Here is a 21,178-nt window from a genome sequence, read left to right on the forward strand (position 1 = left end):
CCCTTCCCGTCCTCCCACCACGTCCCTGCCCCGATCAACCCGCCGCCGCGTGAATCCGCCCTTCTCCATCCTGATCGCCACCGCCGCCACGGTGTCGGCCCCCGCGACCACTTCCGGAAGCGACCCTGGAACCATCCCCGGAGTAACCCCCGGTGTGATCCCCGGTCTGGCCCGCTTCACCGCCCTCGACTGGGCGGTGCTGCTGGGGTACATGGTGATCGTGGTCATCATCGGCGTTGCGGTGAGCATGAAGCGTCGCGGCGCGGATGATTTCTTTCTCGCCGGTCGCCGCATCCCGATGTGGGCCGCGGCGGTGTCGGTGCTGGCGACGTCCATGTCCGCCGCCACGTTTCTGGGAGGTCCGCAGCAGGCCTACGCGGGCAACCTGACGTACTTCGCCGTCAACCTCGCCGCGCTGCTGGCGGTGGTTCTTTCCGCGCTGTTCTTCATCCCCACGTACTACCGGCTCAACGTCACCAGCATCTACGAGGTGCTGGGTCGGGGGCTGGGCGTCGGCGCGCAGCGGGCGGCCACCGTGATGTTCATGATCGGGCGCGTCTTCGCCAGCGGGGCGCGGCTGTTCATGGTGGGCATCCCCTTCTCCACGATCGTGTTCGGCGACACCGACCCGCAGCATCTGGCCCTCTCGATCGTGCTCATCTCCGTGGGCGCCACCGCGTACACGATGGTGGGCGGCATCCGGGCGGTCATCTGGACCGACGTGCTTCAGGCGATGGTCTTCATCTCCTGCGTGGTGATCGCACTTGTCTGGATCATGGTCCGCGTGCCCGTGCCCGCGGGCGATGTCTACGACGCTCTGGCGGCCACCCGGCACGCCGGTGGGACGAAACTGCTGGTGCTTGATACGCAGTGGTCGCTGACAAACCAGTACACGCTGCCCGCAATCCTGATCGGGTGGACGCTGTTCTTCCTGGCCGCGTTCGGGGCGGACCACGACCTGGTGCAGCGGATGCTCACCTGCCGCAGCGCGAAACGCGGCGCATGGTCGGTCATCGTGTCCAACCTGCTGACATGGCCCGTGGTCGCCCTGTTCCTGCTGATCGGGCTGCTGCTGTACGTGTTCTACGAGCGGTCCGACCTGATGGGCGATGCCGCGCCGGGCTACACGGTGATGGATCAGCGGCAGGTGTTCCTCGAGTTCATCCTGCACGAGATGGGCGCGGGCATGCGCGGGCTGATGGTGGCGGGTCTTTTCGCCGCAGCGATGAGCACGCTGGACTCGACGCTCAACGCGCTGGCCTCGACCACGGTGACGGATTTCTACCGGCCCTACGCGAGGCGGCGGAGCGCCCGCGCCGCAGAGCGAGCCGGCGCGGGCCACGGCGACAGCATGCCCCGGACATCCGCCGCCACGCCGGACCGCGCCGAGCGGTGGGTGTCGCGCCTGGCCGTGATGGGCTGGGCCATCGTGCTGGCGGGCTTCGCGTTCATCTGCATCACATGGCAGACGGCGAGCGGCAAGACGCTGATCGACTTCGCCCTGGGCGTGATGCTCTACGCCTACACGGGGCTGCTGGCGGTGTTCATGGTGACGCTGTGGACGCGGCGGGGCAACAGCGTGTCCGCCATCACCGCCCTGCTGACGGGGTTTGTCACGATCCTGACCATTCAGATGGGCTGGCTGGACGGCGTGCTTCGTCCCCTGCTGGACGATGCAGGGCTGACCAGCACGGCCCGGCTGGCCATGCCCTGGCAGATGGTGATCGGAACGGGGTTGAGTGCGGGGGTGTGTCTGATCGGAAGACGAACCGCCGAGTGACGGCTGATCTCATGATTCGCCCGCCTGATCGCACGTTGGATCACCCCACCAGCCGCGCCATCCGCCCGATGGCTTCCCGCAGCGTTGCATCATCCTTGCAGAACGCGAAGCGCACCAGAGTGCGGCCTTCCTCGCGGTTCACGTAGAACACGCTGGGCGGAATCGCCGCCACGCCGATGTGCTCGATCAGGTGGCGGCAGAAGGACACATCGTCCGCGAAGCCGAAGGGCGTGTGGTCAACGTACGCGAAGTACGTGCCGCGCGGCTTGTGGACTCGGAAGCCCACGCGGGCCAGCCCGTCGCACAGCAGGTCTCGCTTGGCGCGGTACATGGCCAGCAGGGCGTCGTAGTACGACTGCGGCGCGTTCAGCGCGGCGACCGCCCCGTGTTGCAGCGGCGTGGCGGTGGCGAAAGTGAGGAACTGGTGGGCCGCGCGCACGCCTTTCGTCAGCGCGGGCGGTGCGATGGCCCAGCCGATCTTCCAGCCCGTCAGCGAGAACGTCTTGCCCAGCGACGACAGCGTCACGGTGCGCTCGCGCATGCCATCCAGCGCCGCCATTCGCACGTGTTCGCCCTCGAAGATGATCCGCTCGTAGACCTCATCGGTGATGGCGATGGCGTCGTGCTTCATGCACAGCTGAGCGATCAACTCCATTTCCCCGCGTGAAAACACCTTGCCCGTGGGGTTGTGGGGCGTGTTGACCACGATCGCCCGCGTGCGGTCGGTAAACGCCCTGCGAAGTTCGCGCTCGTCGAACCCGAAGTCCGGCGGGCGCAGCGTCACCACCCGCACGGTCGCCCCCGCGAACGCGGCGCAGGCGGGGTACGAGTCGTAGAACGGCTCGAACAGGATGACTTCATCGCCGGGATTGACCAGCCCGAGCAGGGTCGCGGGCAGGGCCTCGGTGCAGCCGGAGGTGATGGTCACCTCGGTTTCGCCGTCCACAGTCAGTCCGCTGTCGAGACGGAATCGCTCGGCGACGGCGCGGTTCAGGTCCGGCACGCCGTACATGCGGGCGTACTGGTTGTGCCCGGCGCGGATGGCGTCGATGGCGGCATCCTTCACGAATGCAGGTCCATCAAAGTTGGGGAAGCCCTGCCCCAGGTTGACCGCCTGGTGCTTCACCGCCATGCGGGTGATCTCTGTGAAGATGGTTTCGCCGAACGGGGCGAGTCGCTGCGCGATGGTCATGGGGGGAGGGTAGCCGAAGGGCTCGGGGGTTGTCGATGGTGACTCCCTGCCGCTGAGCACGCCGATCGGGTCGGTGGCGGACGCGAGGATTCTCTCTCACCCCGGCCCGCCCCAGGGGGAGAGGGAGTGACATCTCCTTCGTACCACGCGGTCGGAGGAATGTGATGGACCGCGCGTGGTGTCCTTGAGAAAGTGACAGGGATCAAACCGGGAGTCATCCGGTAGAATCAGGCGGGGAAGGGTGAATCTCCGCCCACAGACAGGGAGCCGCTCCGTGGTGAAGCGCCTGGGAAGTGCCGTCGTCGCTGCATCGCTGTTGACCGTCGCCGGTTTCGTGCGGGTGGCGGAAGGTGACAGCCCGCCGATCAACGCGCTTCGGCGCTACGAACCGCGGCTGTACGACGTGTCGTACACGGTCACGATCCAGACGCAGGCGGCCACCGGCGACGCCGCCCGATACGGGCTGTTCCAGTTCGACGAGGCGCCGATCGTCATGCCCGTCATCTTCATGGGGCAGTACAGCAAGGTGTTCGTGAACACGGATCAGGGATTCGTCTTCGTCAACGAGCACCGCGTGCCGCCCGAGAAGCTCGCCATGTCGCGCGAGAAGGACAAGCCCTACAACACGCACCTGCTGCGCATGGTGGTGCCCCAGGTGACCCCCCAGATGATGGCGCGATCGGTGCGCTGGGGCGTGAGTTTCCGCACGCAGACGTGGTCGGCGGACATCGACGAGAACCTGGCCCAGCGCACGGCGTGGCCGCGCGACCGCGCGTGGCCCGATCACGTCAAGGACGGGCTGGCGGCCCAGTGGGGCATCGAGTCGGACAATCCCATTTTTCGCACGATGGTGCAGGCGGCCTACGGCGATCACCTGCTGACGGAGACGCCCTATCGGCTCGCCAAGAAGATCGTGGCGGACACGATCAACAACTTCCAGATCAACGGCGAGGGTGTGAATCGGGGACTGTACGGGCTGCATGGGCTGAACATGCGCGGGGCGCTGGCGGTGGTGACGACCCCCGACCGGGTCAAGCGATGGATCGGCACCGAACATGACCTGGTGTGCGTGTGCATCGCCCTGCTGCGCGCCGCGGGCATTCCCGCCAGGCCGGTGATCGGGCTGGAGGAGATTCTCACCGGCACGGGTGACAAAACCACCTTCGTCTCCTGGGGCGAGTTCTACCTGCCCAACTCCGGATGGGTCGCCTTCGACCCCAACGCCATCCGCGGCAAGGGCGGCAGCCAGTACAGCAACCTGGCCAACAAGTGGGAGTTCTTCGGTCGCCTGGACGACCTGAACAGGCGCGTGGTGCTGGCCTACCACTTCATCCCGCCGGCCACGGTGGAGACGCCGCGAAATCCCGCCCTGTGGGGGTGGGATCCCCGGCCCCAGAAACAGCCCAGCTACGACCAGACGATCACATTCACCATCACGAAGCGGGGACGAGGCGAGGACGACCCGGGCTGACGCGACAGAACCGGCGCGGCCTGCTCACGGACCGCTGAACCAGTCCGGCGTCGGCAGGAAGGTGTAATCGGGCGTCGTGTTCACCACGCCCTCGGGAATGCGCGCCCCCAGCAGCACGTGCCCGTCGAGGAACCACATGCTGGCGCGAACATCGCCGTTGTACCACGCCTGTCGACGGTTGCCGCCCTGCTGGTAGTTGTAGATGGGGTGCTCCGCCACCACCCAGGTCTTGGTGGTATCGGCGATGCGGGGCATCCGCCCGCCTGGTCTGCCGTCCGGCCCGATGGCTGGCACCAGCGTCGAAAACTCCTCCCCATCCAGCGAGTGATCGTTGAGCGTGTAGCTCGATCCGAGGTAGTCGTACAGCGAGCTGGCGGCTCCGAAGCCGGTATCGGGCTGGCCGATGTCCAGCGGGGACTGGAACACCGTCATCTCCTGATCGCGCCCGTTGTCAAGCGGCCCGAGATTCCCGGAGATGAACCGATTGAGCGGTCGCTCATCCGAACCCACCTGGTTGATGCCGAAAAACGGCAGCGTGCCCCGCTTGCCGCCGAACAGAGCGCCGACAATGACGCGCGTGCCGCCCCCGATGTCCCACGCCTTCTGGGGCAGGTGGTTCTCATACGTGTTCAGGTAGGCGTGAATCGCCGCCCCGATCTGCTTGAGGTTGCTGCCCGTGGTGGCCATCTTGGAGGACATCGAGGCGCTGCGCAGCGCGGGAATCAGGATCGCCATGAGGATGGCGATGATCCCGATGACCACCAGCACCTCGATCAGCGTGAAGGCGCGGCGGATTGGCAGGGCTCGGATCAGGTGCATGTGACAAGTATGATACATGCCACGGACGCCGCCGCCAGAAAAAATAACCCATAACTCGCCGGAAGCGCCGTTCCCAAACCCCCGGGAAGCACCCTGTCCCCGTCAACGGGTCAGGACAATCACCAGCACGACAAACGCCACGGCCCCCACCAGAACCGCCGTCTTTCGCCATGCCCGCTTCATGTCACGAACGACGGGAGGTTCGGGAGAGGCCATCTCGAAGTAGGCCCCACAGTCGGAGCAGTGCTGGGCATCGTCCCACACCTCCGCACCGCACGTGGGGCAGTAGGCGCTCTGATGGCCGAACCGCTCCAGATCCTCGATGGAGGGTTCTTCGTGGTCCTCATCATCCACGGGCCGCCGGTGGGTCATGGTGGATGGAAGACGCTGCGCTGGTTGAGGTCAATCGACGAGCAAAGACCATCCCCCGGCAAGCCATCGCGTTTCAAGGTCGAGTTCCGTCCCCTCACCCTCCATATCGTTGCCCGCATGTCGCCCCCAATGCTCAACGCGTCACGCTCGCTCCCGCTGAACGGCGAGTGGCTACTGCGCTCCGATCATGGCAACGTCGGGCTGGCGGAGGGGTGGCACAAATCGCCCGATGAGTTCCTTTCGCCGGCTCAGTGCCACGCCGCGACGGTTCCGGGGGCGTGGCAGCACGTCCTCGGCGAACACTACCACTACCTCGGGTGGTACCTCAAGCGGGTCACATTGCCCGACGACTGGTCGCACCCGCGAACGCGCATCCGCTTCGAGTCCGTCGCCACCGCCATCGACGTGTGGGTGAACGGACACCATCTCGGACGTCACGAAGGCGACTGGATTCCCATCGAGTTCGACCTCTCAACCCATGCCGGACCGGGGCGGACGATCGACGTGGTCGCCCGCGTCGATGAGATGCTCGGCCACATCACCAAGGGCTTCCACGACATGCTCTCGATCCACCACGGCGGGATCTGGGGTGACGTGTCGATCATCGGCTCCGGCGCGTGCTTCGCCCGGCCCAATGGAGTGAGCGTGCGCGCCGACGCACGCACCGGGCGGGTGTCGGTCACGGCTGAACTGGCGGATGGCGCGGCCGATGGACGACTGGTCGCTGAAATCCGTGACCCGCGCGGCGAGGTCGTGGCACGCTTTGCGAGCGGAGAACACGCGACTCGGAGCGTCGCGCCGTCCGACGGTGGCGTCCTCCCACCCAGGAGGATCGAAGCAACGACGATCATCGGACCCGTCGAGCACTGGTCGCCGGACACCCCCTCGCTCTACACCGCGACCGTGTCGCTGGAGGACGAATCCGGCGCTGCCGACACGCACATCGTCCGTTTCGGCTTCCGCACCGTCGAAGTGCGCGGCACGCGCGTGCTGCTCAACGATACGCCGCTCCACATCCGCGGCATCCTGCACTGGGGGCACGAGCCGAAGCATCTCGCCCCCGCCCCCACGCCGCAGCAGGTGCGTGATGAGTTCATCCACCTCAAGAAGCTGGGATTCAATGCGGTGTGTCTGTGCATGTGGTATCCGCCGCGCCATTTTTACGAGATCGCGGATGAGACGGGCATGCTGCTCTGGCAGGAGCACCCCAACTGGCACGCGCCGATGACGGATGACAACGTGGCGGAGTACCAGCGCCTGTACGGCGAGTTCCTCCGACGCGACCGCAACCACCCGTCGATCGTGCTCGTCAGCGCGACCTGCGAACACCCCACGTTTCACCCCGACGTCGCCTCGTGGTGGTGGCGGACGGCGCGGGCCATGCTGCCGGACACCCTGCTTCAGGTGCAGACCGCCAGCTTCGCCTGGTCGGACCCGGACCAGACCGACCTGTACGATGAGCACACCTACGACAACAACAACCGCTGGGTGACGTACCTGCGCGACCTGCAGGAGAAGCTCGCCGAACTGCCCGCCAAGCCCTTCATCATGGGTGAGACGGTGCTGTTCCATTCGTGGCCCGACTTCGAGGCCATTCACGCCGCGGTGGATCAGTCGCTGCGCTGGTCGCTGCCGTCGATGGCCGAAAGCGGCATGGACTTCGAGCAGCAGGTCATCGAACGCTGGGGGCGCGACACGCTGGAGCGTTTTCGCCGCCAGGCCGATCGCCACCACCTGCTGGGGCGCAAGTTCCAGATCGAGCTCTTCCGCCGCTACCCGAATCACGCCGGTCTGGTGACAAACCACCTGATCGATGTGCCACCCTGCTCGTGCGGCTTTCTGGACGCGGTTGGCCGCTGGCGCTTCACGCCCCAGCAGACGCGCGGCTGGCTGTGCGATGCCCCGCTGCTGCTCGCCACACCGGACGAGCGGCGGTCGTTCATGTCCGGCGAGCGTGTGGACGTGCGGGTGATGATCGCCAACTTCTCGCCGCGGGACATTGACACGACAGTGGGGGTGATGCTGAAACCAGCATCGGAAGCGATCGACATCGCCTCCAAAGTGAGCTGCGACCCCTCTGAAGTGAGCCGTGACCGTCAGGGAGCGGTGGACCAACCACTCCCTCACGGTCGTGGCTCGCTTGGTGAGAACGACTCGATGCGGGCGAACACGAACGTCGGTCGCCTCACCGCGCGCCGGGGCGAGGTCGGCGCGGTGATGGTCATGCTCACGATGCCCATCGTTGATCGCCCCACACGTGTCACGCTGGTCGTCTCAACCCCCGAAGGCCGCCGCAACGACTGGGACCTGTGGGTGTTCCCCCCACCGCCGCCGCTTCCCCCAGCCACGTACCGCCTCGACGGGCTGCCCTTCGAGCCGCGGGACGCGGAACCGGACCCGCTGGAGAAGGGCTACTCGCGCGGCTTCGGCCTGCCCGTGAAGACCTGGATCAACCGCCTGCCCGACTCCGCGGTCCTTGTGCCCGACGCCTTGCCCTGGCGGCCGGATGAGTCGATCCCCACCGACGCGCGGATGATCGTGACGCATCGTCTCACCCACGCACTCCTCCACTTCCTCGAGCGCGGCGGCCGCGTCCTGCTCCTCGCCTCCAAGGCCCCCGGCGGGCTGGGCACGGAGTACCAATGGCTCTTCGGCCAGTGCCCCCTGGTGATCGACTCCGAACCCAGTGGCATTGGCGTCAGTGGTGCGGACATCAGTGGCACAGGCGTCAGTGGCATTGGCGTCAGTGGGGCAGGCGTCTCGCCTGCCATCCTCTCCAAACCCTCTCCCGAGAGGAAAGGGCTGGGTGAGGGTTCCTCCTCCCCCCTCCAACCCGGCGACTCCGACTGGATCATCGACCTGCTCGGCATGGACCTGACACGCACCTACGCCCGCGTCATTCCGGTCGGGAAACTCGGACTGCTCAAGCACGTCGATCCCATCGTCCGGCTGGTCTACACCCACGACGCCAAGGAACTCACGTTCTTCGACATGCTCTTCACGACGCGCGTGGGCGATGGCGTGTTGGCTGTGAGTTCGCTCGACCATCACGACCCTGCGGGGCAGTGGCTGCTGCACCAAGTGGTCGAGTGGCTGGCAAGCGATGGCAGTTCGCCGAACGCCGCACTCCCGATCGACGTGACGCGCCCATACACGATCACCGCGTGATCGCCGCCAGCCCCTTCGCCCGCCGATCGCGGTCGATCGTGTCGTGCACGGACCGGGCCGCATCGCGCACGGCGTCTGTCGGGGCTTTCTCGCCGCGCACCACCTGCACCATGGCGCGGGCGATCTGGCTCTCCAGTTCCTGCTGATAGGGGCCGACGGGCACGAAGCCGGGAATGTCGCCGCTGCTTCCTGGGCCGCTGCCCTCAGGCGTGATCGTCGCCAGCAGCCATGCCGCCTTGCGGTCGAAGTCCTCGGGCTTGAGCGGGGGCACCCACACGCGCCCGTCATCATCGGTCAGCCCGCTGGTTGCGCGAAAGGCCGGGTCGGTCAGCACGCTCACGCGCGCGGGCGGGGCTACGCGCAGGGCGTCCCAGTAAAGCAGCGAGCCCTCGCGGCTGGTCATCCATTTGATCATTGCCCACGCCTGCTCCTTGTGCTCGCTGTGCGCGTTGATGGCCCACAGCACTGCGCCGCTCACCACCGCCCGCTGACGGTGGCGCGGCAGGGGCGCCACGGCGTAATTCAGACCCGGCATCTCCTTGTCGATGCTCGGCACGCGCCAGCAGCCGTCCAGCAGGATCGCCGCCCGGCCCTGCATGAACAACTGCACGGGGCCGACCGCCGGCTCGGCAGTCTCCAGCGAGCGGATCGGCGCCGTGGAGGATGCCAGTTCCTTCACCAGTTCCATCGCCTCGACGCCTTCTGGCGAGTCGATCAGGCACGTCGTGCCCGTTTCATCCCAGATCGCCCCGCCCGCCTGCCGCAGGAACGCCAGGTACGGCCACGCCCACAGGTCGAAGACCACCCCATGCCGCACCACGCGGCCATCTCCACTTCGTTCAGTCATCAACCGGGCGACGCGGCGGAGGTCATCCCACGTCCATGATGAATCGGGGTAGGAAATGGGCTCGTTCGGGTGGGCGGCGTTGTAGGCATCGAACACATCGCGGTGATAGAACAGCCCCATCTGGGCGTTGTCCGAGGGCAGCGCGTGCACCGAGCCGTCCACGTCCAGCAGCGAATACACGTGGGGGAAGAAATCAGCCCGCTCCTCAGACGAAAGCCCGACCTCGGGGTCGTTGATGAAGCGGTCAAGCGGCTCGATCAAGCCCAGTTCCACCATCGCGTGGTAGTTGGTGATCGGCAGCCGCAGCACATCCGCCCCGCGCCGCGCGAAGTGCCACGACTGGTACTTGGGGATCAGCCCGGCGGAGACGAACCGCTGGTAGCGCACCCGCCAGCCGGGGTGCAGTTCCTCGAACCCGCGCGCGTAACGGTCGCGGAAGAGCAGGTCTTCGAACGGCATGCCCCACACCGCCATCGTGAGTTCCCGCGAAGCAAGCGGAACCACGCGGCGGGGCGTCGCCACGATGAGCGTGACCGCGGCGATCAACAGGATGGTGAGATGGCTGGACCGCATGGGGGATTCACCGCAGAGGCGCGGAAGACGCAGAGGGGGAGAGGGCAGAGGTCAGAAGACAAAAGTCAGAAAACAGGAGACAGGACTCGGAACTCGGAACTCGCAACTCAGAACTCAACTCACGCCTCACCCTTTCACCCCCGTCAGCGTGACACCTTCGACGAACGCCCGCTGGAACACCAGGAACACCACCAGCACCGGCAGCGTGATGATGGTCGCCGCGGCCATCTGGATCGGCCACGACTCCGTGTACAGCCGGCTCGACAGGGCGCTCACCGCCAGCGGCAGCGTGAAGAGGTCGTTCGAGTCGATCACGACGAGGGGCCAGAAGAACGAGTTCCACGACCCCATGAAGGTGAAGATCGCCAGCGCCGCCACCGCGGGGCGGATCGACGGCAACACCAGGTGACGGAAGAGCTCGAAGTCGGTGAAGCCGTCAAGGCGCCCCGCATCCAGCAGATCATCCGGCACGCTCATCACCGCCTGACGCATATAGAAAATTCCGAACGCGCTCGCCAGAAACGGCACGATCAATGCCTGCAGGTTGTCGATGAACCCCAGCCACGCGCAGAGCAGGTACGCGAAGATGAACGACACCTGAAAGGGCAGCATCATGGTGATGAGCAGCCCCAGGAACATCACCTTCCGACCCCGGAACCGCAGCTTGGCGAAGGCGAAGCCCGCCAGCGCGTTATGGATGCCGGCCAGCACCGTGGTCACCGCCGCCACGATGAGCGAGTTGAGGTAGTAGTCTCCCAGGTGCGCGATGCGCCACGCCTCGGCGAAGTTGCCCCACTGCCAGACCTCGGGCAGGAGCGTGATCCCGCCGCCTCCCGCATCCTCTGCCCCCCCCACGGCTTCCTCGTTGGTCTTGAGCGCCGTCAGCACCATCCACACAAAGGGCAGGATCATCGTGAGAGCAGCAAGCCACACCATGCAGCAGGCGAGCAGTCGAAGCAGCAGGTTAGGGCGGTGCAGCGCGCTCATCCGAACACGCCCCCCCTCTCACCCCGCCCCCGCCACATCTGCGCCAGCGTCACCGCCAGCGTCAGCAGCAGAATGCACACGCCGATCGCCGCGGCGAAGCCCAGGCGGCTCTGCGTGAACTCGCGATAGAGATACACGTTCAGCACATCCGTCCACGGCTGCTCAATGGTGCCGATCATCACCATCGGCAGGTCGAAGATCTGCATCGCGCCGATCATGCCGGTGATGAGCAGGAACGCCGTCATCGGTCTTACGCCCGGCCACGCGATGTGCCAGGTGGTCTGCCAGGGCCCCGCCCCGTCCACGGCCGCCGCCTCGTACAGTGAGCGCGGCACGTTCGACAGGGCGGCGAGATACAGCACGATCGAAAAACCCAGCCCGCGCCAGATCGAAATCGCGATGATGACTCCCATCGCCCGCGGCGAGTTGCCCAGCCAGTCGATCGGCTCATCCATCACGCCCAGCCACGCCAGCAGCGCGTTGAGCAGCCCGGACTGACCCGGGTCCAGCACCCAGCGCCAGATGAAGCCGATCGCCACGATCGAGATGATCGTGGGCAGAAACAGCAGTGTGCGGGCCAGCGTGCGCCCGCGAAACCACGAGGCGTTGAGCACCACCGCGAAGCCGAACGCCACCAGCACCGTGATGGGCACCGACAGCACCGCGAAGAGCAGCGTGTTGCGCAGCGCGGGACCGAAGGTCTCCCCCGAGAAGAGCGCCCGGTAGTTCTCCAGCCCCACGAAGCGCGGCGAGCCGCCCCCCGCCCACTCGAAGAACGACAGAACCACGCCCGCCGCCGTGGGCATGGCCGTGAAGAGAAAGACCACCGCCAGCGGAAACGCGATGAACCCCCACGCGCTGCGGCTGGGCCGGTCGAGCATGGTGGCAGGATACCGGAAACATCGACATTGGACAGACCGCTGGTGGGCGGGGAGCCCTCCATGCTCACCTGTCACCCCGCCCCCGGCGCCCCCGCCGCGCCCGGCACCGGCGGCAAGGCCGGCTCGGGCCTTCCGAACACGCGCGGCCAGAGCAGGGCCGCCTCCACGATCATCCACGCCTCGATCGCCAGCGTGGCGAGGCCCATCGCCACCAGCGCCCAGTTGGGGCTGGCCGCGTTGATCCATCCCGGCTGATCGCCCGGGTTGGAGATGAACAACTGCCACACCATCGCCCACCCCGGCATGATGAGCATGAAGATCATGGGCGGGATGATGAACCAGACGGGTAAGCGGCGGCGGCGAAGCCAGAAGGCGATCACCAGGAACGCCAGCCCGCCGAGCAGTTGATTGGTCGCCCCGAACATGGGCCAGAGCAGCAGCCCGCCCTGGCCCGCGTTGGCCCATGACCACGACTGCCCCGCGGGCGGAATGGCGGCCAGCACGGCGGCCAGCACCACGGCGAGCATCGTGGCGGCATGCTTGTTGGTGAGCCACACGAGGGGGTTTCCAGCGAGGGGCGAGCGTGCGTGAACGACATGGCCTCGCTCAGTGAAACGCAAGCCATCGCGCGACGTGAACCGCGCCCGTGAGGGAGCGGTTTCTCCCGCGTCGATCGGACCGCTCCCTGACGGTCGCGGCTCATTGTCCGGTTGCGGCTCACTCGGAATCGCCTCACTGTGGACCGTTTGCCCGCACTCCGGGCACGCGCCGCTCACGTTGAACGACAGGTCGTAGCCGCACGCGGCGCAGGCCGTGGGCGAAATGCGCGGAGCGAACGTGGCCGCCAGTTCCTGGATGACGTACCGCTGCAGGCGGCAGGCGGTGTCGAGGGTGGTGCCCGCGAACGAGGCCACCAGCACGCCCATCAGGGCGATGGCCACGCCGCGCGGAATGCCCATCGCGGTGAGGAAGTTGGCGCTGCCATCGACGAAGGCGCCGACCATGGCGCGAAGCCCCCCCGCGGCGGTCCATGACGCATACCGCGCGTCAAACGCCTCCGTCCCGGTCAGCGACGGCGTCCCATCTGCTGCGAAAACGCCCAACCCCAGCCCCGCGGCGCACGCCAGGATCACCAGCACCGCCAGGTACCCTTCCGTCAGCATCGACCCGTAACCGACGAACTGGGCGTCCGTCTCGCATGCGATCTGCTTGCTCGACGTGCCGGAACTCACAAGGCAGTGGAAGCCGCTGATTGCCCCGCACGCGATGGTTATGAAGAGGAACGGAAAGAGCATGGGCGCGCCTGCGGGATCGACGTTCCACACCGGCGCAACCAGTTCCAGGGGCGGGCGAACCGCCCCTTCCACCGGCGGCGCGCCCCCCGCGAACGCCGCCACGCACAGACCCACCACCAGCAGCCCCAGCGCGCTGAGGAGCTGCAGCGAGTTGATGTAGTCGCGCGGCTGCAGCAGCACCCACACCGGCAGCACCGAGGCGATGTACGAATACACCAGCAGCGCGATCACCCACGCCATCACCGGCCAGCCCGCCAGCGCGGTGTTGAAGGCGTGCAAGGCGCCGCCGATGGTTTCATCGAAGAAGGCCACGCCGACCAGCGTGTTCTGATCGCCGAAGATGACGGTCAGGTACATGACGATGAGCGCGAGGATCGACGGGATGAGCAGGTTCGCGCCCTTGCGGTGCAGGTACACGCCGATCGCCACGGCGATGGGAATCTGCACCACGCAGGGGAAGATCGCCGCCGGGTACGCCCGGAAGACCGCCGAGATCACCAGCCCGAAGATCGCCAGCACGATCGTCAGCCCGAGGAACAGGATGGTCAGGAACAGCAGCCGCGCCCGCGGGTTGAGCACGCGGCCCGCGATATCGCCCACCGTCTGCCCCCGGCTGCGCATCGACACGACCAGCGAGCCGAGGTCGTGCACCGCGCCGATGAGGATCGACCCGAAGAACACCCACAGCAGCGCAGGCAGCCAGCCCCAGATGACGGCGATGGCCGGACCGACGATCGGCCCCGTCCCCGCGATCGACGTGAAGTGATGGCCGAAGACGATCGACTTTTTCGTGGGCACGTAGTCCCGGTCGTCGTTGAGCGCCACGCTGGGCACCGGGGCGTCGGCCCGAAGCCCGAAGATGCGGCGGCTGAGCCACCGGCCGTACGTGTGATAGGCGATCAGGTAGCCGACGAAGGCGCCGATGGCGATGAGAAGCGTGCCCATGCCGGGGGAACTCTCCGGTCGGCGCCGGCGGCCGGGTCATCCGTCGACCGGCCGCACAGGACATGCCCGCATGCGTCGACGCGGAGGTCACCCTACGGGATTCCGGTCCGCTCTTCAAGCCCCCTTGGCGGTCGCCTGGTGCTGCAACTTCCTCAGCACATCGAACGCCTGCATGGGCGTCAGGGAGGTCAAGTCGAGCGCCCTGAGGTCGCGCACCACGGGGTGATCGACATACTCGGTGAAGAGGGAGAGCTGCGCCCCGGCAGGGGTGGTGCGGGGCGCGGCGGCCTCGGGCACGGGGGCATGCTCGGTCTGCACCGCCAGCGTGTCCAGCACCGCCTGGGCGCGCTCCACCGTGGCGCTGGGCAACCCCGCGATGCGGGCCACGTGGATGCCGTACGACCGGTCCGTCCGCCCCGGCAGGATGCGGTGCAGGAAGACAATCTCTTCGTGCCCCGGCGCCCCCCACTCGCGCACCGCCACGTGCAGGTTGCACACCGCGGGCAGACGCTCGGCCAGTGCGGTGAGTTCGTGGTAGTGCGTGGCGAAGAGCGTGCGGCAGCCCACGCCCGCCAGCGTCTCGGCGATGGCCCACGCCAGCGACAGCCCGTCGAGGGTGGAGGTGCCCCGCCCGATCTCGTCGAGGATGACCATGCTGCGTGGCGTGGCGTGATGCAGGATGTTGGCCGTCTCCGTCATCTCCACCATGAACGTGGACTGCCCGGCGTGCAGTTCGTCCTGCGCCCCGATGCGGGTGAAGATGCGGTCGGCCAGCCCGATGGTCGCCGCCTCGGCGGGCACGAAAGACCCCGTGTGCGCCAACAGCACGATGAGCGCCACCTGGCGGATGTACGTGGACTTGCCCGCCATGTTGGGGCCGGTGATGAGGGCGAGTGAGGCCGTTGGCAGGTGGCTTGCGGCTCCCGGCTCCTGGATCGAATCCCCCTCCGGCTGCGGGCTGACGGATGACGGATGACGAATCTCCCCCAACTCGCAGTCGTTGGGCACGAAGCGGTCGGCCAGAATCCGGTCCAGCACGGGGTGGCGTCCCTGCGTGATCGAAAGGACCGGCGCCTCGACCAGTTCCGGCTTCACGTAGCGATAGCGCGTCGCCACCTCGGCGAAGCACAGCAGCACGTCCAGCCGCGCGATCAGGTCGGCGTAACCCGTCAGGTCATTCACGCGATCCAGCGCCTCGCGGCACAACTGGTCGAAGAGCTGCTGCTCGCGCTCGATGGCGCGGGCTTCGGCGGTGGTGATCTTCTCCTCGAACTCCTTGAGCTGCGGCGTGATGTAGCGCTCGGCGTTCTTGAGCGTCTGCTTGCGCGAGAACGTGTCAGGCACGCGGCGGGTATTGGCGTGACTGACCTCGATGTAGTAGCCGAACACCTTGTTGAAGCCGACCTTCAGCGAGGCGATGCCCGTCTGGTCGATCAGCTCCTTCTGATAGCGGGCGAGGAACGTATGCCCGTCGCGCTGCAGCAGGCGGCACTCGTCGAGCTCCGCGTCCACGCCGTCACGGAAGAGCCCGCCTTCGCGCAGATGGCCGGGCGGCGCGTCCACGCACATCGAGCCGATGCGGTCGGCCAGCGGCACAAGACGGGCGGCGAGGTCGCTGAGCCGCTTCGATTCGTAGTCGAACGCGGGATGCCCGGCCAGCGACTCGTTGACCGAGGCGATCACGGCCACGGAGCGGCCCAGCGCGGTCAGGTCGCGGGGCGTGGCGCGTCCCGTCGAGAGCCGCCCGGCGATGCGGGCCACATCCTGCACGTTCGAGAGCCGCTGCGAGAGCTGCTCCGCGAGGTCACGATCCTGAACGAACGCCCCCACGGCCCGCTGTCGGCGGCGCAGACGCGCCAGGTCGCGGATGGGGAAGCACAGCCATTGCCGCAGCAGCCGCTTGCCCATGGGGCTGCGGCAGTGCTGCAGGGTGGCGAGCAGCGAGCCATCCACGCCGCCCGTGCGCAGGGTGCGCTCGATCTCCAGGGCGCGCAGCGACGTGGCGTCGATGATCACGAAGTCGTCCGCCCGTTCGCGCCGGGGCGGGCGCAGGTGGGCCAGCGCGGGGGTGGAGACCGCATCGCCTCCCGCGCGTGTCGGGCGGCGAATGCTGGCGGTGTCGGCGTCGGAGGAGCGGGCCTCTCCCGAGAGGTGTCCCACCTGCGTCTCGCGCAGGTAGCGGAGCAGCGCGCCGGCGGGGCCGATCGCCGCGTCGTCGTCGCTGAGCCCGAAGCCCGTCAGCGTGGCCACGCCGAAGTGCCCGAAGAGCGTCTCCCGCGCTTCCGCGGGACGGAACGTCCACGCGGGCCGGGGGGTCAGCGCGCAGGGGGCCGCCTCGCGCAGCCGCGCCACGCGCGGGGGCGGCTGACCCGTCGCCGTCTCGACGTACAGCACCTCGCTGGGCGCCAGCCGCGCGACCTCGTCGGCGACGCGGTCGGCGGGCAGGTCGTGCAGCGTGAACGAGCCGGTGGAGAGTTCCGCCATCGCCAGCACGGCGGGGGCGTCGTCGCCGGCGCCGGTGAAGAGGATGGCCGCGACCTGGTTGGGACGGGACTCGTCCAGCAGCGTCTCATCGACAAGCGTGCCGGGCGTGAGCACGCGCGTCACAGCCCGCTCGACCACGCCTTTGGCAAGTTTCGGATCCTCGATCTGCTCGCACACCGCGACCCGGTGGCCCTGCTCGATCATGCGCCGCAGGTAGCCCTCCACGCTGTGGAAAGGCACGCCCGCCATGGGCACGCCCTTGGTGCGCTCGGTGAGCGTGATCCCCAGCACGCGATGGCAAAGGATCGCATCGTCGAAGAACATCTCGTAGAAGTCGCCCATGCGGAAGAAGAGCACGCACTCGGGGTGCTGCTTCTTGAAGCGCTCGTACTGGCGCATGGCGGGGGTCAGCCGCGCCTCGGGCGACAACGGCCCAGCGGCGAAGTCGCCCGCGCCCGCGGACGAGCGGGCCTTGGACAGAGGGGGTCGCATGCTGGCGGGTGCCATCGTCACGCGGGCATTCTACCGCCTCCGGCGGGACGTTCGGCGATCCGCGCCACCCGACCGCGCCGTCTCACACCGCCGCCGCTGCGTGCTGCTCCACGAAGGCCACGATGGTGCCCGCCACGTGATCGACCTGCGCGTCGGTGAGTTCGGGATAGATGGGCAGGGCGATCACCTCCCTCGCAGCGGCCTCGGCCTGGGGCAGGTCGCCCGGCTTTCCGCCCAGCGGCGCGAAGCACTCCTGCAGGTGGAGCGGCAGTGGGTAGAACACCTCGTTGCCGATCGCGCGCTCGGTGAGGTGCTTCCGAAGCGCGTCGCGCAGGGACGCAGGCACGCGAATCACGTACTGGTGATAGGCGTGATGCGCCCGCGTCTGGCGGACGTGCGGGAAACGCAGGGGCAGGCCGCCCGCGGACCAGCCCTCGGCGCTGCTCCTGGCTCCGGCGGCGGCGAAGGCGGCGTCATACCGCGCGGCGTGCCGGCGGCGACGTTCGTTCCATGACTCCAGGTGCCGCAGCTTCACGCTCAGCACCGCGGCCTGCAGGGCGTCCAGTCGCGAGTTCATGCCGATCAGGTCGTGGTAGTATCGGTCCTTGCCGCCGTGAACCCGCAGGCGGCGGATCACGTCGGCCAGTCCATCGTCGTTGGTGGTCACGAATCCCGCGTCGCCGAATGCGCCCAGGTTCTTCGTCGGGTAGCACGACCAGCCGTGAAGGCGCGAGGAGGCGCCGATCCGCCGCCCCTGCTGGTCGAGCGTGCCGATGGCCTGGGCCGCGTCCTCGATGACCGGCACGCCCAGTTCATCCGCGACCTGCTGGATCGCGACCATGTCCGCGCTCTGCCCGTACAGATGCACGGGCATGATGGCCTTGAGGTTGCGGCATCGCGAGGCCTTCTCCCGAAGCGACCGGGGGCAGAGGTTGTACGTGGCGAGGTCGATGTCGGCGAACACCGGCGTCGCCCCGGTTCGTGCGATTGTTCCCGCCGTGGCGAAGAACGTGAACGTGGGGCAGATGACCTCGTCGCCGTGCCCGATGCCCAGGGCCATCAGCGGCAGCAGCAGCGCGTCACCGCCGGACGCACACCCGATGGCGTGTTTCGCCCCCAGCCACGACGCCACCTCCTGCTCGAAGCGCTGCACCGTGGGACCGAGCACGAAGTATTGCGACTCCAGGATCGAGGCGATCGCCGGCTCGATCTCGTGCCTGATTGCGGCGTACTGGGCCTTGAGATCCAGGAGAGGGACGTTCACGGGTGTGGTCACAAGCGGAATCCGGGAGCGGCGTGAGATCACGGCCGCTCGAGTTGACAATGGCGCCAATGGTATTCCGGGCTGGGGGTTGGTCCGAACGCATCGGTCGGTCAAGGCGACGCCGCCGCCTCCAGCACCCATTGCCCCTTCCGATCGGGGTGGGCCGCCACCCGCACCACCGGGTGCGGCCCCGGCTCGTGGTCCAGGGCCAGGCGCCAACCCTCGCGGCACGCTCGATCCAGCAGGGCCCGCTTGGTCTGCATGTTCGTCCAGGGTTCCATGTCGTAGCCGATCGAGAACGCGAGACCGACGTGGTTGATGGTCGGAATCACGTCGCCCACGAATGCCACGACGCCCCCCGCGTCATGGAAGCGGATGCCCTGTTGCCCCCACGTATGGCCCGGCAGGGGCCAGACGGTGATGCCGCCCACGCCCCTGGGAATGCCGGGGATTCGATCGTCGATCTCAGTTTCACCATCCACGAGAATGACCCGGTCAGCGATGGGGTCGAGATGGTCGCGCAGGTAGGTCTTCGTCATCGTGGAGCGGTTGTCGAGGGCGTCTTCCCATTCCCGTCGCTGGACGACGATGCGGGCGTTGGGGAAGGTGGGAACGATGGCAGACGAGACGCCTGCCCCACTGACACCTGTGCCACTGGCGCCCGACTTCCCATTTCCCAGTGCCTGATGCCCAGTGCCTTCCCCCACCTGCGTCAACCCCGCCGCGTGATCGAAGTGCAGGTGCGAGACGATGACGAGGTCGATCTGTTCGGGCGTCACGCCGACCTCGGCGAGGGCATCGACCACGGTTCGCCGCTCGATGGCGAAGATGTCGCGGTCCTTGTCCGACCACTTGTCGCCGAAGCCGGTTTCGATGAGGACGCGGATGGGTTGTCGGTGGACGGTTGTCGGTTGTCGGTCCGGTGCGGCGGGACTCCCCTCCGCTGGTCGCTGGTGGCTCCTGGCTGTTGGCTGTTGGCTGCTGGCTGACGGCTGACGGCTCTCCCCCCTCACCGGCCCCTCCAGCAACAGACAGTTCGTCTGCAGCGGGATGCGGTTGCGATCGTCCGGATCGACCATCTTCGACCAGAGGACTTTGGGGACGACGCCGAACATGCCGCCGCCATCGAGGCGAAACGAACCCGCGCGGAGCAGTCGCCATGACCAGGTGATGGACATGGGGCGATGGTATCCGTTGGCGGGCGTGGGACTGTGCCGCGCACTCTCACGAACCGCGATGGAACACTGCTTCCCACCCCGCCGCCCCCCGTCCTACACTCGTGGGCCCATGCCAGAGTTCATCACCCCGCAGCTTGTCACGTCGGTCATCGTCATCCTCACGGTAATTCACCTGATGCTGGGCGCGTGCGCCTACCTGATCATGCTGGAGCGCAAGCTCAGCGCGTGGATTCAGGACCGCGTGGGGCCCAACCGCGTGGGGCCGATGGGGCTGCTGCAGCCGCTCGCCGACGGGCTGAAGTTCATCCTGAAGGAGGAGTTCTTCCCCCGCGGGGCCGACCGCGTGCTGTTTCTGCTGGCCCCCTGCCTCGTCATCATCCCGGCGCTGATCGGCTTCGCGGTCATTCCGTGGGGCGGCACGCTGGACCTTTCTTCGCTCCCCTTCGGGCTGGCCGACACGCTGGGCGTGGCGGGTGAAAAGGTGTCGATCGTCGCCGCGGATGTCAACATCGGACTGATCTACCTGATCGCGGTGGCCTCGCTGGGGGTGTACGGCGTGGTGCTGGGCGGGTGGGCGAGCAACAGCAAGTACTCCTTCCTCGGCGCGCTGCGGGCCAGCGCGCAGATGGTGTCGTACGAGATTCCCATGGGGCTGGCCATCCTGTGCATCGTGCTGCTGGCGGGCACGGTGATGCCGGGCGAGATCGTCCGCCAGCAGGTGGATGGCATGTGGTTCCTGCTGCACCAGCCCATCGCGGCGGTGCTGTTCTACACCTGCATGCTGGCGGAGAACAACCGCGCCCCCTTCGACCTGGCCGAGGCGGAGAGCGAACTGGTGGGCGGCTACCACACCGAGTACTCGTCGATGAAGTTCGCCATGTTCTTCCTCGCCGAGTACGCCCACATGATCACAGGCAGCGCGTTCTTCGTGATCCTGTTCCTGGGCGGCTGGTCGCTCAACCCGCTGGGAATCGGCCCGGACCTGCCCAATGACGGCGGCATCCTGCTGATCCTGGCGCAGTTCGGCATCATCGCGTTCAAGATCTTCCTGGTGATCTCGTTCACGATGGCGCTGCGGTGGACGCTGCCGCGATTCCGCTTCGATCAGCTCATGCGGCTGGCGTGGGAGGGCATGATTCCCACGGGCCTGCTGATCCTGCTGGTGACCTCGTTCATGGTATACGCCGGCGCCACGCCGTGGATGTGGCTGGCGTCGCTGGCGACGATCGTGTTCATCTGGCTGATCCACCCGATGATGCCCAGGCAGCCGGAGCCCAACCGCCGCATCCCCATGATCGGCAGCCGCTTCAGCCCGCTGCGCGATGCGGATGTGGACACGCGGCCGACGCACCCCATCGCACTGACCGACAGCCCGACGCCCGGACGGTCGTCGGGGACGGTGTCGATGCATTGAGCCGGTGGGCGATCGC

At 67.4% G+C, this 21,178-nt stretch carries 13 protein-coding genes and 1 pseudogene; 4 read left to right on the top strand and 10 right to left on the bottom strand.

What is annotated here, in order from left to right:
• Window positions 1-49 precede the first annotated feature (49 nt).
• Complete coding sequence (locus HRU76_02160) at window positions 50-1,780, top strand: hypothetical protein (protein ID QOJ16466.1); 1,731 nt, start codon at window positions 50-52, stop codon at window positions 1,778-1,780.
• 40 nt (window positions 1,781-1,820) lie between these two features.
• Here the strand turns inward: HRU76_02160 and HRU76_02165 are convergent, their stop codons facing one another.
• A complete protein-coding gene (locus tag HRU76_02165; protein QOJ16467.1) occupies window positions 1,821-2,972 on the bottom strand; it encodes an aminotransferase class I/II-fold pyridoxal phosphate-dependent enzyme in 1,152 nt (383 codons plus the stop codon).
• A gap of 274 nt (window positions 2,973-3,246) precedes the next feature.
• Between HRU76_02165 and HRU76_02170 the strand changes: the two genes are divergently transcribed.
• Window positions 3,247-4,443 carry a transglutaminase domain-containing protein gene (locus HRU76_02170; GenBank protein QOJ16468.1) on the top strand — a complete coding sequence of 399 codons (1,197 nt, stop codon included), beginning with the start codon at window positions 3,247-3,249 and terminating at the stop codon, window positions 4,441-4,443.
• Window positions 4,444-4,467: 24 nt separating this feature from the next.
• On the opposite strand, the gene HRU76_02175 is transcribed toward HRU76_02170, so the two are convergent.
• Window positions 4,468-5,262 carry a prepilin-type N-terminal cleavage/methylation domain-containing protein gene (locus HRU76_02175; GenBank protein QOJ16469.1) on the bottom strand — a complete coding sequence of 265 codons (795 nt, stop codon included), beginning with the start codon at window positions 5,260-5,262 and terminating at the stop codon, window positions 4,468-4,470.
• A gap of 102 nt (window positions 5,263-5,364) precedes the next feature.
• On the bottom strand, window positions 5,365-5,634 hold the full coding sequence (locus HRU76_02180) for a zinc ribbon domain-containing protein (GenBank protein QOJ16470.1): 270 nt from the start codon (window positions 5,632-5,634) through the stop codon (window positions 5,365-5,367).
• Window positions 5,635-5,751: 117 nt separating this feature from the next.
• On the opposite strand from HRU76_02180, the gene HRU76_02185 reads away from it, so the two are divergent.
• Window positions 5,752-8,802 carry a hypothetical protein gene (locus HRU76_02185; GenBank protein QOJ16471.1) on the top strand — a complete coding sequence of 1,017 codons (3,051 nt, stop codon included), beginning with the start codon at window positions 5,752-5,754 and terminating at the stop codon, window positions 8,800-8,802.
• Here HRU76_02185 and HRU76_02190 read toward each other — a convergent pair.
• The 7 genes and pseudogenes from HRU76_02190 to HRU76_02220 all read right to left on the bottom strand — a co-directional run bounded on the left by HRU76_02190 (window position 8,792) and on the right by HRU76_02220 (window position 19,748).
• Window positions 8,792-10,222, bottom strand: coding sequence for a sugar ABC transporter substrate-binding protein (locus tag HRU76_02190; protein QOJ16472.1), 1,431 nt, complete (start codon window positions 10,220-10,222; stop codon window positions 8,792-8,794). The genes HRU76_02185 and HRU76_02190 overlap by 11 nt on opposite strands.
• A gap of 126 nt (window positions 10,223-10,348) precedes the next feature.
• Window positions 10,349-11,209, bottom strand: a complete 861-nt coding sequence (locus HRU76_02195; protein QOJ16473.1) for a carbohydrate ABC transporter permease — start codon at window positions 11,207-11,209, stop codon at window positions 10,349-10,351.
• Entirely contained in the window at window positions 11,206-12,090 is an 885-nt protein-coding gene (locus HRU76_02200) for a sugar ABC transporter permease (GenBank protein QOJ16474.1), read from the bottom strand. Before HRU76_02200 ends, HRU76_02195 begins: the two co-directional genes overlap by 4 nt.
• An 824-nt stretch (window positions 12,091-12,914) precedes the next feature.
• Window positions 12,915-14,330 (bottom strand): annotated as a pseudogene (locus HRU76_02205) (carbon starvation protein A).
• A gap of 114 nt (window positions 14,331-14,444) precedes the next feature.
• Window positions 14,445-17,225: a DNA mismatch repair protein MutS gene (gene mutS, locus HRU76_02210; protein QOJ19062.1), complete on the bottom strand. Its 2,781-nt coding sequence runs from the start codon at window positions 17,223-17,225 to the stop codon at window positions 14,445-14,447.
• Between the two features lie 163 nt (window positions 17,226-17,388).
• Window positions 17,389-18,570 carry a DegT/DnrJ/EryC1/StrS family aminotransferase gene (locus HRU76_02215; protein ID QOJ16475.1) on the bottom strand — a complete coding sequence of 394 codons (1,182 nt, stop codon included), beginning with the start codon at window positions 18,568-18,570 and terminating at the stop codon, window positions 17,389-17,391.
• A gap of 110 nt (window positions 18,571-18,680) precedes the next feature.
• Window positions 18,681-19,748, bottom strand: coding sequence for an MBL fold metallo-hydrolase (locus HRU76_02220; GenBank protein ID QOJ16476.1), 1,068 nt, complete (start codon window positions 19,746-19,748; stop codon window positions 18,681-18,683).
• Between the two features lie 109 nt (window positions 19,749-19,857).
• Here HRU76_02220 and nuoH point away from each other — a divergent pair, with 109 nt between their 5' ends.
• Complete coding sequence (gene nuoH, locus HRU76_02225; protein QOJ16477.1) at window positions 19,858-21,162, top strand: NADH-quinone oxidoreductase subunit NuoH; 1,305 nt, start codon at window positions 19,858-19,860, stop codon at window positions 21,160-21,162.
• The last annotated feature ends 16 nt before the right edge of the window (window positions 21,163-21,178 follow it).

This window comes from Phycisphaeraceae bacterium, from assembly GCA_015709595.1.
Classification (GTDB): Bacteria; Planctomycetota; Phycisphaerae; order Phycisphaerales; family SM1A02; genus CAADGA01.

Excerpts from the sequence above, each read along its gene's own strand:
- HRU76_02195 (QOJ16473.1), bottom strand. The coding sequence starts at position 11,209 with ATGAGCGCGCTGCACCGCCCTAACCTGCTGCTTCGACTGCTCGCCTGC.
- HRU76_02175 (QOJ16469.1), bottom strand. The coding sequence starts at position 5,262 with ATGCACCTGATCCGAGCCCTGCCAATCCGCCGCGCCTTCACGCTGATC.
- HRU76_02180 (QOJ16470.1), bottom strand. The coding sequence starts at position 5,634 with ATGACCCACCGGCGGCCCGTGGATGATGAGGACCACGAAGAACCCTCC.
- HRU76_02165 (QOJ16467.1), bottom strand. The coding sequence starts at position 2,972 with ATGACCATCGCGCAGCGACTCGCCCCGTTCGGCGAAACCATCTTCACA.
- HRU76_02185 (QOJ16471.1), top strand. The coding sequence starts at position 5,752 with ATGTCGCCCCCAATGCTCAACGCGTCACGCTCGCTCCCGCTGAACGGC.
- HRU76_02220 (QOJ16476.1), bottom strand. The coding sequence starts at position 19,748 with ATGTCCATCACCTGGTCATGGCGACTGCTCCGCGCGGGTTCGTTTCGC.
- HRU76_02190 (QOJ16472.1), bottom strand. The coding sequence starts at position 10,222 with ATGCGGTCCAGCCATCTCACCATCCTGTTGATCGCCGCGGTCACGCTC.
- HRU76_02200 (QOJ16474.1), bottom strand. The coding sequence starts at position 12,090 with ATGCTCGACCGGCCCAGCCGCAGCGCGTGGGGGTTCATCGCGTTTCCG.
- nuoH (QOJ16477.1), top strand. The coding sequence starts at position 19,858 with ATGCCAGAGTTCATCACCCCGCAGCTTGTCACGTCGGTCATCGTCATC.